The organism is Streptosporangium sp. NPDC002721, from assembly GCF_042888905.1.
GTDB lineage: Bacteria > Actinomycetota > Actinomycetes > Streptosporangiales > Streptosporangiaceae > Streptosporangium.
In genome coordinates, this window is record NZ_JBIAQI010000021.1 from 160034 (window position 1) to 175441 (window position 15408).

Genomic DNA, 15408 nt, shown 5'->3' on the forward strand with positions numbered 1-15408 from the left:
CCGAAGTGACCACCGCGCCGCCCCTTGGGTACCCTTGGCCGACGCCGGCGCGAGAGCGCCGCCCCCCGCCCGCGGGTCACGCCCGGCACGAACCGGCCGGGCGGCGCCCGCTCCACCGGTCGCGCGTCCCGCGCGACGCGCGACCACCAGGCACGGGGGAGAGCACGATGCGCCCGAGGGGAACCCGACGATGACCGCCTCCGGCCAGGAGGGCGCCCCGCCGCCCGCGCGGACGGTGTGGGCGCGCGGCTCCACCACCCCGCTGCGCGATTTCCTGCGTACCGAGACCGGCAGCGCCGTCATCCTGCTCGCCGCGACGCTGGCCGCCCTGGCCTGGGCCAATGTCGCGCCTTTCGCCTACGAGCGGTTCTGGCGCCTGTCGCTGTCGGTCACCGTGGGAGACTCGGGCATCTCGCAGGACCTGCGCCAGTGGGTCAACACCGGCCTGATGACGTTCTTCTTCTTCGTGGTGGGGCTCGAAGCCCGCCGGGAGTTCGACATGGGGGAGCTGCGCGAGCGCAGGCGGCTCGTCCTGCCCCTCGCCGCCGGCGCCGGCGGCATGATCGTCCCCGTCGCGATCTACCTCGCGTTCAACGCGGGCACCCCGGCCGTCCACGGCTGGGGCGCCGCCATGTCCACCGACACCGCGTTCGCCCTGGGCATGCTCGCCCTGTTCGGATCCCGCCTGCCCTCCCGGCTGCGCACCTACCTGCTCACCGTCACCGTCGTCGACGACCTGCTCGCCCTGGCGATCATCGCGATCTTCTACAGCGAGCACGTCACCCCGGTGCCATTGCTGGTCGCGGTGGCCGTCTTCGCCGTGATCCTGGCGGTCCGCGCCGCCGGCGTGCGCCACGGATTCGTCTACGCCCTGCTGGGCGCCGCGGCGTGGGTGGCGCTGCTGCGCTCGGGCGTCGAACCGGTCATCATCGGCCTGGCGATGGGACTGCTGACCTACGCCTCCCCGGCCTCCCGCGGGGACCTGGAACGCGCCACCGACCTGTTCCGTCTCTTTCGCGAGCAGCCGACTCCCGAGCTGGCCCGCTCGGCCCAGGGAGGGCTCACCTCGGCGGTCTCGCCCAACGAGCGGCTGCAGCAGCTCTACCATCCCTGGACGAGCTACGTCGTCGTCCCCTTGTTCGCCCTGGCGAACGCCGGGATAACCCTCAGCGGCGACTTCCTGGCGCGAGCCCTCGCCTCCCCGGTCACCCTGGGCATCCTGCTGGCCTACACGCTCGGCAAGCCCGCCGGGATCATCGTCTCCTCCTGGCTGGTCACCCTGCTCAGCCGTGGCCGGGTCCGCCCGCCGGTCGGCTGGGCCGCGGTGACGGCCGGTGGCGCGGTCGCCGGCATCGGCTTCACCGTCTCCCTGCTGATCGCCACCCTGGCCTTCGACGGCCCCCGGCTGCAGGAGGCCAAATTCGCCATCCTGGCCGCGGCGGTGTGCGCGCCCGTGCTCACCTGGGCCGTCTCCCGCGTGACCGCGACGCTTCCGGCGCGGTTGCGGGCCCGCGCCCTGCTGGGCACCGCCGAGACCATCGTCGACCTGGCCGCTCCCGTCGACCCGGCCCGCGACCACCTTCGCGGCCCCGCCGACGCGCCGGTGACCGTCGTGGAGTACGGCGACTTCGAGTGCCCCTACTGCGGCCAGGCCGAACCGGTCGTGCGCCGCATCCTGGCCGACCTCGGTGACGTCCGCTACGTGTGGAGGCACCTGCCGCTCACCGACGTCCACCCCCTGGCCCAGCTGGCCGCCCAGGCCGGTGAGGCCGCCGCCGCGCAGGGGGCGTTCTGGCAGATGCACGACCACCTGCTCGTCAACCAGGACCGCCTGCGTCCCTCCGACCTCATCGCCCACGCCCGTGACCTCGGCCTGGACGTCGAGCGTTTTCGCGCCGACCTGCACGATCCGGCCGCCGTCGCGCGCATCGCCGCCGACGTCGACTCCGCCGACGTCAGCGGCGTGTCCGGCACGCCGACGTTCTTCGTCAACGGGCGGCGCCACCACGGGGCCTTCGACCTCGACGGCCTGTCGGCGGCCATCCGCTCGGCCCGCGCCCGGGCCGGCCTGGATCCTTCGCGGCGATAGCCAGGAGCCCTGCGACCGGCATCACCTGCCCGCGTGGTCCTCTGCGGGGCCGGGCGGGGGAGCGGGCGAGCCGATGCCGCCCAGCAGGTTGGCGACCAGGGCTTCGGCGAACTCCTCGCTCAGCGGCTGGTCGGGGATGAGCAGCCGGTGGTAGCAGGCGCCCCACAGCTGGTCGACGGCCACCTCGGGATCCAGGCCCGGACGCAGCTGGCCGCGCCCCTTGGCCCTCTCCAGGGCCTGCACGGCCAGCGCCCGGCGCGGGCCCGAGTAGCGTTCCCGGTAGACGGCCGCCAGGTCGGGATCGGTCTGGGCCTGGCCGATGAGCTGCGGCACGACGGTGCCGGCCCGGGTGTCGCGCATCAGGCGTACGAACGCCTTCAGCTGCGCGGTGAGGTCGGCGGCGACGTCGCCGCTGTCGGGAAAGGCCAGGATGGGGCCGACCACGCCGAAGTAGCCCTCCAGGGCCAGCGCCCCCTTGGAGGGCCACCACTTGTGCAGCGTGACCCGGCTCGCGCCGGCCAGGGCGGCGACCTTCTCGACGGTGAAACCGGCCATGCCCTCGGCCAGCAGGAGCTCACCGGCCGCCCGCAGGATCTCCTGGCGCACCTGGTCGGCCGGGCGGCGCCCGCGCCCGCGTCGGGCGGGCGGGCTGGGGTTCGTCACGGTCCACCTTCCGGTAACGCGCACGCGGCGCGGCCACATATATGTACAGAGTGTACATAGCGGTGGAGGGAAGCGGGCCGCGAGCACCATACCGGCGCACCCACCGCGAACGACAGGCTCCCCCCGGACAGGGCGGGGCGGCGGGCGGGCCCTCAGCCGCTGCGCCGCAGCAGCATGGCGCCCAGGTTCGTCCGGGCGCCCCTGGCGAAGTCGGCGCTGTCGTTGACCGTGGGGAACGGGCCCTCGGGCACCGCCACCCCGAGAAACCCGCACAGCGGCTCCCAGCCCTGGCCGACCTCGAACCGCAACAGCCTGCCGGGCGCCATCGCCGCCTCGACCTCGTCGATGTGCTCCTGGAAGACCCTCAGCATCCGCGCGGGATCCCCCCAGCAGTCGCCGAAGACCCGCTCCTGGACGGTGAGCCTGGTCATCTTCGCGAACGCGGCCAGGTCGGTGCCCAGCAGTGAGGAGAGCCCGCGCATCGCCCTGCCGGAAAGCCCCCGGCCGTGCCGCGCCAGGATGGTGGCGTTCATGCTGGCCAGCCAGCGCTGCGGATCGCGCACGGTGAGCACGACCTTGGCCTCGGGGAAGTGCCCGGCGAGCTCGCGCCAGTAGGCGGCCGAGGGCCAGTCCACGCAGGAGCGGTACCCCTCAAGGAGGTCCTCCCAGCTCACCGGCCGCCCCTCGGCCAGGGCGAGCCACCGGCGGATCTGCTCGGGCCGCTCCAGCACCTCCTTCATGTGGTGACACGGCCCGTACCCCAGCCGCTCCAGAGCCGTCTTGAGCGAGAGCGTTCCCGTACGACCGAAACCTGCCCCGATGACCCGCATGATCCCTGCCGTTCCCCCCGGAAACCGCGCGGCGGCTACCTCGGCAATGTCTCATCCTCATCAAGGATCGGCGAGGAGCCCCGCCGGTCACGGGGACAGGCCGCTCACAGCGACAGGGGGGAGGTGAGCGCGGCGGGGTCGGCGGCGACCAGGCCGGAGAAGCGCCCGGGGGCGAAGAAGTCGCGCGCGGCGGCCACCACGTCGCCAGAGGGCACGGCCGCCAGGCGGCCGGGGAAGTCGAGCACCATCAGCGGGTCCCTGCCCTTGGCCGCCATGTCGGCGAGGGCGGAGGCGAAGGCCGCGCGCGGGGCCAGGCGGGTGGCCATGGAGCCCAGCGCGTAGGCCCGGGCGGCCCGGATCTCCTCGGCGGTGGGCGGGTGGGTGCGCATCCGGCGCAGCTCGGCGGCCAGGACGTCGAGCGCGGCGGTGGTGGTGGCCGCCGCGGTGTCGGCCTCGATGGCCAGCAGCGCACTGCCGGGGTAGGTGTCGAAGAAGGTCGTGACGCCGTACACATACCCCTTGTCCTCGCGCAGGTTTCTCGACAGCCGGGAGGACAGGTAGCCGCCCAGCACGTTGAGGGCGAGGAAGAGGGCCGGGTAGCGCGGGTGCTCGATCGTCACCGCCCGCGCGCGCAGGCGCAGGCGTGACTGCGGCGCGCCGGGCCGGGGCGACAGCGTGAGCCTGCCGCCCTCGAACGCGGGGGGCGGCGGCAGGGGCGAGTCGGGGCCCGGGGCGGGGGACCAGCCGGTGAACGCCTCGCCGGCGGCGTCGGCCAGATGCTCGGGGTCCTCGCGGCCCAGGATCACCAGGACGGCGCCGCCGGGGGCGAACGGCCGCCAGGGCCGCCGGGGCAGGTGCCCGAGGTCCTCCTCGCGCACCTGGAAGGTCACCGGGTGCTCGCCGTACAGGTGCCGTGCCAGCTCCTGCCTGATCGTGGTGTCGTGGTGGGCCCGTACCATCTTGAGCTGGGCGATCAGCTGCCCGCGCGCCGCCTCGATCTCGGCGGGAGCCGCCCGCACCGCCTGTGTCGCCACCTGTGCCAGCGCCGTCGTCACCGCTTCGAGGTCGGTGCCGTAGGCGGTGACGGTCATCTGGTGGACGTCGGCGGTCGCGCTGAGCCGCACGTCCTCGTGCTGGGGCAGGCAGGCCGCCTGCAGCGCGGAGGCCGCCAGGTCGCCCGGTGTGGGGCAGGGGCGGGGCAGGTGCAGGCGCGCCTCGACCAGGGGGGTGGCGCCGTGGCGCAGGGCCAGCACGCGCAGGCCGTTCGCGAGTACGCGGTCCACGTCATTCCTCCTTCGGCAGGACTCTGAGCAGCGCGCGGGCCTCCGGGCGCAGGCCGCGCGCCGCGGCCGCCACGTCCGGGGCGCTCACCCCGGCGTAGGTCCGCGCGAGCCGCGTGGCGCTCACGGGGTCGCCGAACAGCAGCTCGAAGCGCCCCAGCAGGCGCGCCCGGTTGGCGAGGCGGTCCATGGAGCGGTGGTGGGAGGTGATCCAGGTGGTGCGCCAGTCGCGCAGCTCCCGCTCGCCGGGCCCGTCGGCGGCCAGTGACTCCAGCTCGGCGTCCACGGCGGCCAGCACCCGTTCGGCGGGCAGGTCCGCGGGGTGTACGGCGGTGAGCACCCACATGTCGGGGTCGCGGGCGTCGAGGAAGTCGAACAGCCCGACGCGCGCCGAGAAGGTGACGGTGTGGCCCGTCTCGCGGCGCAGCCGCTCGCGCAGCCGTGGACGCTCACCCCCGGCCAGCAGGCCCGCCAGGGCCGACAGCGCGAAGTGGGCACCCGAGGCCGGGTCGGGCACCCGGTGGCCGACGGCGAGGGCGGGCAGCGGCGCGAGCCGGTCGCGGTAGAGGTCCTCTTTCGGCCCGGCCGGTGGCTCCCACCAGGAGACGGGCGCGGGGGCGGGCCTGGCCGGGATCTTTCCGAAGGTTCGCGAGACGGCCTCCAGCGCCGCCTGTGCCGAGACATCCCCGGCGACCGTGACCACGGCGTTGGCCGGGCTGTAGTGACGTTCGAAGAAGTCCTCGCAGTCGCCGACGGTGACCTGGCGCAGGGACTCGTGGTCGCCGTAGCCGTCGTGGGCGTTGGCGGCCTCGCGAAAGAGCACGGGCGACAGCCGGGGCCAGGGAAAACCGCCGTAGGGTTTGCGGATCTTTCCCAGGATCTCCTCGCGCACCACCGAGGTCTGCGCCCGCACGGCCCGCTCGGTGATCTTCGGGGCGCGCATGCGGCCGGCCTCCAGGGCCAGCACCCGCTCGACGGCCTCGGCGGGGACGACGGTGTAGAAGTCGGTGTAGTCCTGACGGGTCGAGGCGTTGCAGAACCCTCCGATGCCCTCCACCCGCTGGAAGTGCCCTTCGAACATCAGGTGCTCGAACAGGTGGGCGAGGCCGGGAAAGCCTTCGCCCCGGAATCCGACGCCGTAGTGGACGGCGACGGCGGCCACCGGCGCCGAGCGCTCCTCCTCGACGACCACCCGCAGGCCGTTGTCCAGCGTCAGGCGCCTCATCACCGGATCAGCCTCCCCTCGCCCGCCGCGTCGATCACGCCGGCGACGATTTCGAGGTACTCCAGAAGGAGGTCGTGCCATTTCATGTACGCGGCGAAGTCGTGCACGTGGCTCAGGAAGCGCACCGTGGCGGCCCTGCCCACGGCGGCCGGGTCCAGCGGGGCGCCGTAGCCGTCCAGCACGTGGCCGATGAGGGCGTCGTAGTCGGGTGTGGCGCGCCCGGAGCGGCCGGCCAGCTCGCGAAATTCCACCAGCTCCCCGATGAGCCAGCCCACGTCCGACTCCGGCGGGCCGGCGCTCAGGTCCTCCCCGGTCAGCAGGGCGCCGTCCCGCTCGCGGGTCAGGGGCAGCAGGGTGCCCAGGCTGGGGGCGCCGTGCAGCAGCGCACGCGGCCCTGGCGGCTCCTGCGGCGCGCACCAGGCCTTGACCGCGGCGATGCGGCCGGGGCCGAGGATCTGCTCGGCGTGCCGGTGCAGCCGCGGCGCGGCGCCGGGCCCCTCCCCCTCCAGCAGCCACCACAGCAGCCGCCGCGGCCCGTCGGGGCCGGCCAGGCCGGCCGGCGCGGGGGTGGCGTGCAGCCGGGCGAGGGCCGCGCCGGTCTGGGCCAGGGTGTCGGCGATGCGGACCCCGCCCGCCCCGCCGCGCAGGAAGACGCCCGCCAGCGAGCCGGTCTGGTCGGTCCGGTAGGTCACGCCGTCCCCGTCGCCCCGCTCGGGCAGCGCGAGCCTGACCGGCCCCGGTGGCAGCGCCCGCACGGCCGCGAGCAGGGCGGGGGCGGGCATCCGCATCGCGTCGCGGCGGTCGGGGCCTGGCCCGCGGGTCCACAGGTACTCGCCCTGGCCGTGCCGGACGATCGTGGTGCGCAAAAAGCCGCTGGCGAACGACTCGACGACCTCGCTCATCGCTCCTCCTCGCGGCGCAGTCGTTCCAGCTGTTCGATCAAGGTGGGCAGGGGGGCGGCCCCCAGGGCGTCGCGCTCCCTGGTGTGGGCGCTCAGCGTGGGCACGGGGTCGGCGACCACGACGTTGGGCCGCTCCTTGAGCGCCGCGAGGTTCCGCCGGTAGGCGTGGGAGCCGGTGGCGCCGGGCGGCAGGGCGGGCGCGATCCCGATCGGCGCCGAGGTGCACTGCAGCGCCAGCAGGGCGGGCGTGTCGCCGAGGCCGGCGGCGAACCGGCTCAGGAAGTGGTAGGTCGCCGGGTAGACCAGCACGGTGTCGGGCCAGCCGGCGTACTCCACGTGCGGCGAGCCCGGCTCCGGGGCCTGCGGCCAGACGTCGAGCGGCACCTTCTGGCCGGTGATGGCCGCGACCGACTGGCGGGTCACGAAACGCTCGGCACTTCGGGTCAGCACGACCCGCACCTCCAGCTTCGGGTAGGCGTGCCGCAGCCAGTTGAGCCAGTACGGCAGGAAGGCGGCACCTAGCGAGCCGGTGGCGAGCACGAGCAGGCGCTCGGCGCGAAAGGGCGGCGCGCTAGTCATCGGCGTCGGCCAGCGCGTGGAGGATCTGCTCGGCGTCGGCCAGCGCGGCCTTGTAGCCCTCGGTCCGCATGACCCCGGCCGGGTTGAGGACGATCTCCTGCACGCCCGCCTCGCGGTAGCCGTGCAGGCGCTCGGCGACCTCCTCTGCCGTGCCGTACACGTAGACGCCCGCCTCCACCAGGGCCGCGGCGCCCGCGCGCGGGTCGGCCGGGTCGGTGCTCACCCCGGCCTGGCGGAGCATGTCGATGTAGTGCGGGGCCCGCAGGTGGTGTCCGGCCCCGACCTGGGCCAGGCGGCGCGGGTCGCGGCCGGTGCCCGCCAGCGCCACGTGCACCACGGCCGCCACGCGGGGCGGCGCGCCGCGTCCGGCCGCGCCCTCGGCCAGCGCGGGGATCAGCGTGTCGCGAAGGTAGGCGGGCGGCGTCATCCAGGTGACGGCCACGTCCGCGACGGCGCCGGCCTTGCGCGCCATGCCCGGGCGCAGCACGCCCAGTCCCACCTCGACGGGGGCGTGCCTCATCGGGGGAAGCCCGCCGCCGCCGGCGGCGTAGGCCTCGCAGGAGTGCTGGGGGATCTCGCCGTCGAGGATGGCGCGCAGCGCCCGGGCGTACCCGGCCGCGGCCGTCGCGGGCCGCTCGTACGGCGCGCCGCGCAGCGCCCTGACCAGCTCCGGGGTGGCGGCGCCGTATCCGGCGACCACCGGCCTGCCGGTGAGCACCGCCAGGCTGCGCGCCTGCGCCGCCGCCTCCAGCGGGTGGCGCAACGGCATCAGCGTCACGCCCAGCCCGCAGGCCACCTTGACGCCCCGGCCCGCCAGGTAGGCGATCGTCTGGTGGGACTCGGCCATCATCGATTGCCCCAGCCACAGCCGGCCGGCCAGGCCGTCGGCCACCAGCTCCCCGAAGGGCACGACCACCTCGGGATGGGCGGGCTGGATCGGGAACAGCAGTGCGGGAGCCATGAACCCTCCTAGGTGTGTGTCGCCTCCCCGACCGTGGCGGCGCCGCGAATCCGCGACGCCGCCACGTCGTTCACGTCAGCAGCCGCCCTCGATGGTCAGCGTGCAGATGCTGTAGATCCAGTCGGTCGTCATCGGCTGGGCCTCAAGGGGGTCGACCCCCGGGACCGCCGCGACCTCGGCGAGCGAGGTGTAGGCCTCGGCGCCCTCCATCAGGAGTTCCGCGGACATGGTGTTCACCTCCTTCCCGGCTCCGGTTCGGAAAGCCGGCTCAGCAGCCGGAGTCGATCGTGTACGCGATGAGGCACAGCGGGCTGGTGAGGTAGCTCTGGTCAGGCCAGGCCCCCAGGCTGTCGCCGCCGGGAACCGCCGCGACCTCGGCGAGCGAGGTGTAGGCCTCGGCGCCTTCCATCAGGATTTCGGTGGACATGTCAATCCCCTCGTAGATTTCAGATGAGTGTGAAGCCGTGGTGTCACCCGCACGCGCGGGCGACGCCACGCGATCGCCGTCAGCAGCCGGAGTCGATCGTGTACGCGATGAGGCACAGCGGGCTGGTGAGGTAGCTCTGGTCAGGCCAGGCCCCCAGGCTGTCGCCGCCGGGAACCGCCGCGACCTCGGCGAGCGAGGTGTAGGCCTCGGCGCCTTCCATCAGCATCTCGGTGGACAAAATGGTCACCTCCTTTCCTGCAACTCGCGGGAACCGGGCCCGGATTCGGGCCCGGAGATCTCGAAGGGCAGCGGCGGCGAGCCGAGGTTGCGGTGCATCGCGCCGGGTACGACCCCGGCGGCCCGCAGCGCCTCGGTCACCGCCCGCTCGCGGTCGCCGCCCCGCTCGGCGTGGGCCACCAGCCCGGCGGCCACGGCCTGGGAGCGGTGCTCGCCGAAGCTCAGCCCGCGCATCCCGGGCCGGGGGTCGTGCGGCTCCCAGGCCCAGCCGAGGCCGCGGCCCAGCGCGGCGACATACAGCGACAGGTCCTCGCGCAGCCCCCCGGCCGCGGCCGCCGCGGCGGCCAGGTCCGGGACCGCGTGCCAGGAGCGGGGCCCCAGGTAGACGACGACACTGTCGCGGCGGGGATAGTGGTCGCGGGCGGAGAGCACCTTGGCCCGGTAGGGCAGCCGCAGCTCCTCCAGCCGCGACAGCATCGCCCCCCACAGCCCGGGGGCCGCGTCGGGGGTGTCGGCTCCGGCGTACACCCGCACGCAGGTGCCCTCCTCCATCCCGTGGCCGTGCGATCCGCTGACGAGCAGGAAGCCGGGCGACAGCGACGGCAGCACGGCGGGCAGGCTGACCCAGCGCGACAGCCCGCCGGCGCTCCCGGTGTTCTCGGCGTCCTCGGTTCCCAGGCGGTCTCGCGGGACCAGTACGCGCACGCCGTTCAGGCGGACCGTCGACGGCGATCCGGGCTCCACCCTCGCCAGGACGCGGGTGTCCTCGTGCGGGACCATCGCGCGCAGCGCCCGCTCGAAGCCGGGGTCGCGCACCGGCCTGCGCGGCTGGTCGGCCCGGGTGTCGCGGCCGGTGTGGAAGGCCTCGTACAGCGCGTCGGCGAGCGCCTTGCGCAGCGCCTTGGCGCCGTCGGCGGTGATCTCCCGGTCGTCCACGGTGGCCGAGGCCAGGTCCGCGCCGACGCGCACCCGCTCCAGTGCCGGCATCATCGTTCGTCTCCCAGGCCCAAGGTGGTGATGAATCCGGCGGGGTCGAGCAGCAGCCTGCGCCCGACGCCGGCCGCGGCGCGCTCCAGCGGCGACAGCCGCCCGCGCCGGTGACCGGCCACGATGAGCCGGTCGATCAGGTGCCAGCCGGCGAAGCCCGCCGCCCTGGCCGCCAGATCGCGGTCCGAGCGCGCTTGCGGCCGGGCCTGGAGATAGGCCGACCAGAACGCCTCGATGTGGGGCCGCAGGGTCTCGAAGCGGCGGGTGCCGTTGGCGACGACCTCGCGGTCGTTGGGGGTGTCGTCGCTGCTGGCCATGCCGAGCACGCCCCGGTAGAGCCACTCCCCGGCGAAGGCGCCCACATCGCGGGCGGCGTCGGCGAGCCTGGCCTCCTCCCAGTCGGTCAGGTACAGGGTCGCGTCGTGGTGGAGGAACTGGTCGAGCCGCAGGTCGCAGTGCACCAGGACGCGGGGCGCGCCTGGCTCCCGGCGCGCCAGGTCACCGATCGCCTCGACGATCGCGGCGTCGTCGTGCAGGATCGCCCATGCCTCCAGCTCGGCGCCGCTGGCGGCCGCGTAGACCTCCAGCGGGAGGGCCGACAGGCGGCCCAGCGGCGGGAGCGGCGGCGGCGAGGTGTCCTCGGCCACCACCGGCGGCGCCTGCAGGGTGTGGAGCGTTCCGATCTGCAGGCCGGCCGAGCGGGCCAGCTCCCAGGTGAAGTCGCCGTCGGAGGCGAGGTCGGCCCCGCTGCGCGCGTCCTGCAGCAGGGTGAAGGCCACCAGGCCGGAGCGGGCCTCCCCGCCCAGGAACCGGGGCGCGTTGATGACCGGATGCCCGTCGAGCAGCGTGCTCATCGCCGCGGTCCGCTCCACCCTGCGCCGGACCGGCTCGGCCTCGCCGAGGGTCTTCTTGACGAAGACCGGGACACCGGTGTCGGTCACCCCCGCCCAGCTGTCGTTGCGGCCGAAGAACGCGGTGGTCGCCTCCTGGCGCAGCGCTCCCAGGCCGAGCCCGGTGAGGAACCTCGTGACCTCCGGCACCTGATCGAGCGGTACCGCTTCCAGCGTCAGCCGCTCACGCACCGCCATCATCGGCTCCCGGGACAAGGGCCGCGGGCGCGGCCTTCATGTGTTCGTCGTGCATGGTTTTTCCGTCTCCCCGTCATCGGAACGGACGTCGGCGATCACCCGGACCGGGCATGACGTTGTGAACATGGCGTCGGCCCGCGTCCGGCCCGCCGTGGTTCGAAGCATGTGAGGCCTCGCTTGCGCCGTACTTGGAAGGCACTGCAGACGCAGGTGACGAAAGCGGCACGCGTCGGCACAGCGAGCACCGCCCTCTTGTTTTCGCAGGTCAAAGCATCAACAACGGTTCGCGGCGGGTGGCGCGGATTCCCGGGCGGGCGCTGCAGCCTCCTCCAAGTACGGCACAAGCGGCCCCGCGCATCCTGGCGCTCACTGTCGTCAGGCGTTGAAGGGAATGCCATGAGCAGCCTCAAAGGGCCCGGTGCCGTCATCTGGGACGTCACTTATGCCTGCCCCTTGCGATGCACGCACTGCTACTCCGAGTCGGGCAGACGGCCCTCGCGCCAGCTGAGCCACCAGGAGATGCTCCAGGTCGCCGACGCGATCGTCACCCTGGGCCCGAAGTCGGTGGAGTTCGCCGGCGGTGAGCCGCTGATGGTCAGGGGCATCTTCGACGTCGCCGAGCGCATCAAGCGGGCCGGCATCGCCACCAACCTCTACACCGGCGGCTGGACCTTCACCCCGCAGGCCACGCGGGAGGTCACCCGGGTTTTCTCCCGCATCACCGTGAGCGTCGACGGGGCCGACGCCGAGGTCCACGACGCGATCCGCGGCCGGACCGGCTCCTTCGAGCGGGCGATGCGGGCACTGGCCCTCCTCGACGAGGTCGCCCCGCCACAGGGGGTGAGGTTCGGCGTCGACTGCGTGGTCACCCGCGGCAACTTCCACCAGATGGAGGAGTTCTGCACCACCCTGGCCCCCCGTTTCGCGAACATGGCCTTCCTCAACTTCGGCGCCGTGGTGCCGTCCGGGCTGGCCAGCAGGCCCGGATTCGAGGGCGAGCTGCTCACCGAGCCGCAACTGCACACCCTGGCCGGCATCGAGTGCGTCACGCGCCTGCGCTCCCTGGCACCGCCCTCGGTGCAGGTCATGACGACCGACAACTTCCTGCTGCAGATGAACCCCGACATGACCACGCACCACGGCTTCCCGATGATGCAGGTGGAGCCCGATGGGCAGGTGCGGGCGATGCCCATCTACGAGGGGACCGTCGGAAGCCTGCTGAACGAGGACCCCCTCACCCTGTGGCGGCGCGCGATCAGCCGCTGGCGCGACCCCTTCGTGGTCGAGACCCTGTCCTCGGTCCACTCGATGCGCGAGTGGGCCGAGGCGACCCGGCGCCTGGACCTGCACTTCGGGTCCGAGGAGGTCCGCCGCCGCATCGCCCTGCGCCCGGCCTACCCCGCCCCCGCCCCGGCATGAGCCGCGCGCCGGCTCCCGGCGGCTGCTGAGCCATGTCCGCCTCCACCGCGGCCTGCCGGCCCTGGGCGGAGCGCTCACCCCGGGGGAGAGTTCGCCTCGCCGCGACGGGGCGCTCGCCGAGGACGCCCCCCGCGCCGGGTCACCGCGCCGGCGCGTGCCCGTACGGGCCACCCGTACAGGCACGCACCGGTCACGGGCGCGCCTCGACGCGCCCGTGACCGGTGACGCCCCTCAGCCGCTGCCCTCGGGCACCCAGTTGCGCACGACCGGCGCGTACCCGGCCGGCTTGTCGCCGACCTTGAGGCCGGGGCTGACCAGCCAGCTCTGGTAGGCGGGCGTGAACATCTGGTAGACCGACGCGGGAGGCACGGCGCTGGCCTCGTCGAGCTGGGCGCGCAGCTCGGCCGGCAACTCGAACTCGAGCGCGCTCAAGGTGACGTCGAGCTGGCCGGTGCTGCTGGCCCCCACGATCGCCGAGGCGACGCCGGGCTGGGTGGCGACCCAGTTGAGCGCGACCTGGGCCATCGTCACCCCGAGCTTGTCGGCGACGCTCTCCAGCGTCGCCAGCAGCCGCCACTCCCGCTCCGTCCGCGTCTGCCCGGCCGAGCCCGCGAGCCGGCCCTCTCCGGCCAGGCCCTGGTCGGTGTGACGGTACTTGCCGGTCAGGAAGCCGCCGCCGAGCGGGCTCCAGGCGGTGATGCCGAGTCCCAGGCTCTGGCCCATCGCGACGTGCTCGGTCTCGATCGCCCGGTCGATGAGGGAGTAGGGCAGCTGCAGGCTGATCGCCGGCTCCAGGGCGTGGGCCTCGGCGTAGGTCTGGGCGCGCGCCGCGTACCAGCTCGGCACGTCCGACAGGCCCGCGTAGCGGATCTTCCCGGCCCTGACGAGGTCGTCGAGGGTGCGCATGACCTCCTCGACGGGGGTGATCCGGTCCCAGGTGTGCAGCATGAACAGGTCGATGTAGTCGGTACGCAGGCGCCGCAGCGACGCCTCGACCGCCCTGATCATGTGCTTGCGGCCGTTGCCCCCCGCGTTCGGGTCCTGGGGGTCGACGCTGTTGGTGAACTTGGTGGTGAGCACCACCCTGTCGCGCACCTTGGCCTCGGCGAGGAGGTTGCCGAGGATGGTCTCGCTCTCGCCCCCGGTGTAGAAGTCCGCGGTGTCGACGAAGTTGCCGCCCGCCTCCAGGTAGCGGTGGAAGAGGGCGCCGGCCTCCTGCTCGGTCTTGCCGTACGCGGCGTGGAAACCGCCGGTGCCGAAGTTCATCGTGCCCAGCGCCAGCCGGCTGACGCGCAGCCCGGAACGTCCGAGCAGGTAGTAGCGATCCAAAGACATGGGGTGTCACTTTCCGTTCGTGAGCGGAGCCGAGGGGAGCGGTCCTCGCCGGTTCCCGCGGGCGCCGGGGCCCGCGCGTCCCTTCGGCGGGAATCGGATCGGCGGGGATCGGACGTCAAGGGCGGGCGAGCCTGCGTGGCCGCGACGCCTGCCCGTAGGAGCCGGGCGGGCCGGGGCGGCAGCCGGAAGCACGTCCTTTCTGAACCGTGCGGTCCAATCATCAGCTTGCGCACGAAAAAATGGACTGTCAAGTCCAAAATAGAGGGGGAGAGGCATCCGCGACCCGGCGCACCCCTCGCCGGGCACGAGCCGCGGCGGCGCGGGCCCTCCGTCTTGAGAAGCCGGACGACCGCAGGTCGAACCTATGCACGCCGCACCCCCGGCCCGGCCGGGAGCCCTTCACGCCCGCCACCTTCTTGACGGGTGATGCCCACCACAAGCACCATCGCCGGCTCAGCAGGTGATGCCCTCCGAGGGCGCCGCCGCCACCGGCACCGGAGGCTCCCGCCCGCTACGGCCGCGCGCGCCCGCCGCCCTGAAGGTGGGCGATGCCCATGTCCAGGGCTGCCTCCAGATGGGTCGTCTGACCGGTGGACATCTGGATCAGGACCCCACCCTGGATACCGGCGAGCAGGGCCGCCGCCGCCCGGTCGGGATCCAGGCCCGGGTCGATCTCACCGATGCCCTGCATGTGGCGCACACCGGCGGCGATCTCGGCCTGCCAGCGGCTCATCAGCCCGGTGACCACGGCCTGGGCACCGGGCGTGCCACCGTCCAGCTGCGACATGACGGAACCGAGCGGGCACGCACGGCCCTGATCGCGATAACGGGCGACGACCTTGTCGCGCCACAGCCACCAGCCGGGCCAGGAGGTCAGATCACCCAGCTGGGGCTGCTGGTCCGACAGCACGCGGTCGGCCTCGAAGCGGGCCACCGCCAGCAACAGCTCCTCCCGCCCGCCGGGAAAATAGTGAAACAACTGGCTCTTGCTCGTCGCCGTCATGGCCAGCACGTCGTCGAGGGTCGTGGCGGCCACCCCGTACTCGCGGATGTGCGCGGCCGCCCCCTCCAGAACGCGCTGGCGCGTCGCGGCTCCCTTACGGGTCAGCGAGCGCATGGCACCCCCCGGGCTGGACTTCCCGATCCACTCTAGTGCGGGCGCCCGCCGGCACGAATCGGGAGATCGGGCAACGGCTCTACCTCTCCCGCCGGACCGTCGGCACCCACCTGCACCGGATCTTCCCCAAACCGGGGGGAGCTCCCGGGCCGATCTCGCCCGGACGCTCAACACCCCAGGAGACCCCCTCGCCGACACCCGGCGCAGGTGAGAGACGGATCCAGCCGGGATACGGGGAGAACCGGCCATGAGCCGATCTTGAGAACGTGG

The 15408-nt window shown here is 73.7% G+C and carries 16 protein-coding genes; 2 read left to right on the forward strand and 14 right to left on the reverse strand.

Features of this window, described 5'->3' with window-relative positions; genetic code table 11:
- Positions 1 to 190: 190 nt before the first annotated feature.
- A complete protein-coding gene (gene nhaA, locus ACFYWM_RS29180) occupies positions 191 to 2089 on the forward strand; it encodes a Na+/H+ antiporter NhaA (protein ID WP_389919790.1) in 1899 nt (632 codons plus the stop codon).
- 21 nt (positions 2090 to 2110) lie between these two features.
- On the opposite strand, the gene ACFYWM_RS29185 is transcribed toward nhaA, so the two are convergent.
- The 12 genes from ACFYWM_RS29185 to lxmK all read right to left on the reverse strand — a co-directional run bounded on the left by ACFYWM_RS29185 (position 2111) and on the right by lxmK (position 11267).
- Positions 2111 to 2752: a TetR/AcrR family transcriptional regulator C-terminal ligand-binding domain-containing protein gene (locus tag ACFYWM_RS29185; protein WP_389919793.1), complete on the reverse strand. Its 642-nt coding sequence runs from the start codon at positions 2750 to 2752 to the stop codon at positions 2111 to 2113.
- 152 nt (positions 2753 to 2904) lie between these two features.
- Positions 2905 to 3582 (reverse strand): sulfotransferase family protein, encoded by a 678-nt coding sequence (locus ACFYWM_RS29190; protein ID WP_389919795.1) that lies wholly within the window; start codon positions 3580 to 3582, stop codon positions 2905 to 2907.
- Positions 3583 to 3686: 104 nt separating this feature from the next.
- Positions 3687 to 4865 carry a M16 family metallopeptidase gene (locus ACFYWM_RS29195; RefSeq protein ID WP_389919798.1) on the reverse strand — a complete coding sequence of 393 codons (1179 nt, stop codon included), beginning with the start codon at positions 4863 to 4865 and terminating at the stop codon, positions 3687 to 3689.
- 1 nt (position 4866) lies between these two features.
- Positions 4867 to 6087, reverse strand: a complete 1221-nt coding sequence (locus ACFYWM_RS29200) for a M16 family metallopeptidase (protein ID WP_389919801.1) — start codon at positions 6085 to 6087, stop codon at positions 4867 to 4869.
- Entirely contained in the window at positions 6087 to 6989 is a 903-nt protein-coding gene (locus ACFYWM_RS29205; RefSeq protein WP_389919803.1) for a hypothetical protein, read from the reverse strand. The genes ACFYWM_RS29200 and ACFYWM_RS29205 overlap by 1 nt, the downstream gene beginning before the upstream one ends.
- Positions 6986 to 7567, reverse strand: a complete 582-nt coding sequence (locus tag ACFYWM_RS29210) for a flavoprotein (RefSeq protein ID WP_389919806.1) — start codon at positions 7565 to 7567, stop codon at positions 6986 to 6988. The genes ACFYWM_RS29205 and ACFYWM_RS29210 overlap by 4 nt, the downstream gene beginning before the upstream one ends.
- A complete protein-coding gene (locus ACFYWM_RS29215) occupies positions 7560 to 8528 on the reverse strand; it encodes an LLM class flavin-dependent oxidoreductase (protein ID WP_389919808.1) in 969 nt (322 codons plus the stop codon). Before ACFYWM_RS29215 ends, ACFYWM_RS29210 begins: the two co-directional genes overlap by 8 nt.
- 75 nt (positions 8529 to 8603) lie before the next feature.
- Complete coding sequence (locus tag ACFYWM_RS29220; protein WP_389919811.1) at positions 8604 to 8756, reverse strand: hypothetical protein; 153 nt, start codon at positions 8754 to 8756, stop codon at positions 8604 to 8606.
- A 40-nt stretch (positions 8757 to 8796) separates the two neighbouring features.
- The gene (locus ACFYWM_RS29225) at positions 8797 to 8955 is read right to left on the reverse strand and encodes a hypothetical protein (RefSeq protein ID WP_389919814.1); all 159 of its coding nucleotides are present in this window, start codon (positions 8953 to 8955) and stop codon (positions 8797 to 8799) included.
- A 79-nt stretch (positions 8956 to 9034) separates the two neighbouring features.
- Positions 9035 to 9202, reverse strand: coding sequence for a hypothetical protein (locus ACFYWM_RS29230; protein WP_389919816.1), 168 nt, complete (start codon positions 9200 to 9202; stop codon positions 9035 to 9037).
- A complete protein-coding gene (locus ACFYWM_RS29235) occupies positions 9199 to 10182 on the reverse strand; it encodes a T3SS effector HopA1 family protein (RefSeq protein ID WP_389919819.1) in 984 nt (327 codons plus the stop codon). The genes ACFYWM_RS29230 and ACFYWM_RS29235 overlap by 4 nt, the downstream gene beginning before the upstream one ends.
- A complete protein-coding gene (lxmK, locus tag ACFYWM_RS29240) occupies positions 10179 to 11267 on the reverse strand; it encodes a class V lanthionine synthetase subunit LxmK (RefSeq protein WP_389919821.1) in 1089 nt (362 codons plus the stop codon). Before lxmK ends, ACFYWM_RS29235 begins: the two co-directional genes overlap by 4 nt.
- A gap of 396 nt (positions 11268 to 11663) precedes the next feature.
- Between lxmK and ACFYWM_RS29245 the strand changes: the two genes are divergently transcribed.
- The gene (locus tag ACFYWM_RS29245; RefSeq protein WP_389919824.1) at positions 11664 to 12686 is read left to right on the forward strand and encodes a radical SAM protein; all 1023 of its coding nucleotides are present in this window, start codon (positions 11664 to 11666) and stop codon (positions 12684 to 12686) included.
- A gap of 231 nt (positions 12687 to 12917) precedes the next feature.
- Here ACFYWM_RS29245 and ACFYWM_RS29250 read toward each other — a convergent pair whose 3' ends face one another.
- Both ACFYWM_RS29250 and ACFYWM_RS29255 read right to left on the reverse strand, forming a co-directional pair.
- Complete coding sequence (locus ACFYWM_RS29250) at positions 12918 to 14021, reverse strand: aldo/keto reductase (protein ID WP_389919826.1); 1104 nt, start codon at positions 14019 to 14021, stop codon at positions 12918 to 12920.
- Between the two features lie 511 nt (positions 14022 to 14532).
- A complete protein-coding gene (locus tag ACFYWM_RS29255) occupies positions 14533 to 15138 on the reverse strand; it encodes a TetR/AcrR family transcriptional regulator (RefSeq protein ID WP_389919828.1) in 606 nt (201 codons plus the stop codon).
- Positions 15139 to 15408: the final 270 nt, after the last annotated feature.

Coding starts and splice junctions, on each gene's coding strand:
- ACFYWM_RS29205 (WP_389919803.1), bottom strand. CDS start 6,989: ATGAGCGAGGTCGTCGAGTCGTTCGCCAGCGGCTTTTTGCGCACCACG.
- nhaA (WP_389919790.1), top strand. CDS start 191: ATGACCGCCTCCGGCCAGGAGGGCGCCCCGCCGCCCGCGCGGACGGTG.
- ACFYWM_RS29200 (WP_389919801.1), bottom strand. CDS start 6,087: ATGAGGCGCCTGACGCTGGACAACGGCCTGCGGGTGGTCGTCGAGGAG.
- ACFYWM_RS29215 (WP_389919808.1), bottom strand. CDS start 8,528: ATGGCTCCCGCACTGCTGTTCCCGATCCAGCCCGCCCATCCCGAGGTG.
- ACFYWM_RS29235 (WP_389919819.1), bottom strand. CDS start 10,182: ATGATGCCGGCACTGGAGCGGGTGCGCGTCGGCGCGGACCTGGCCTCG.
- ACFYWM_RS29225 (WP_389919814.1), bottom strand. CDS start 8,955: ATGTCCACCGAAATCCTGATGGAAGGCGCCGAGGCCTACACCTCGCTC.
- ACFYWM_RS29255 (WP_389919828.1), bottom strand. CDS start 15,138: ATGCGCTCGCTGACCCGTAAGGGAGCCGCGACGCGCCAGCGCGTTCTG.
- ACFYWM_RS29250 (WP_389919826.1), bottom strand. CDS start 14,021: ATGTCTTTGGATCGCTACTACCTGCTCGGACGTTCCGGGCTGCGCGTC.
- ACFYWM_RS29210 (WP_389919806.1), bottom strand. CDS start 7,567: ATGACTAGCGCGCCGCCCTTTCGCGCCGAGCGCCTGCTCGTGCTCGCC.
- ACFYWM_RS29190 (WP_389919795.1), bottom strand. CDS start 3,582: ATGCGGGTCATCGGGGCAGGTTTCGGTCGTACGGGAACGCTCTCGCTC.
- lxmK (WP_389919821.1), bottom strand. CDS start 11,267: ATGGCGGTGCGTGAGCGGCTGACGCTGGAAGCGGTACCGCTCGATCAG.
- ACFYWM_RS29245 (WP_389919824.1), top strand. CDS start 11,664: ATGAGCAGCCTCAAAGGGCCCGGTGCCGTCATCTGGGACGTCACTTAT.
- ACFYWM_RS29220 (WP_389919811.1), bottom strand. CDS start 8,756: ATGTCCGCGGAACTCCTGATGGAGGGCGCCGAGGCCTACACCTCGCTC.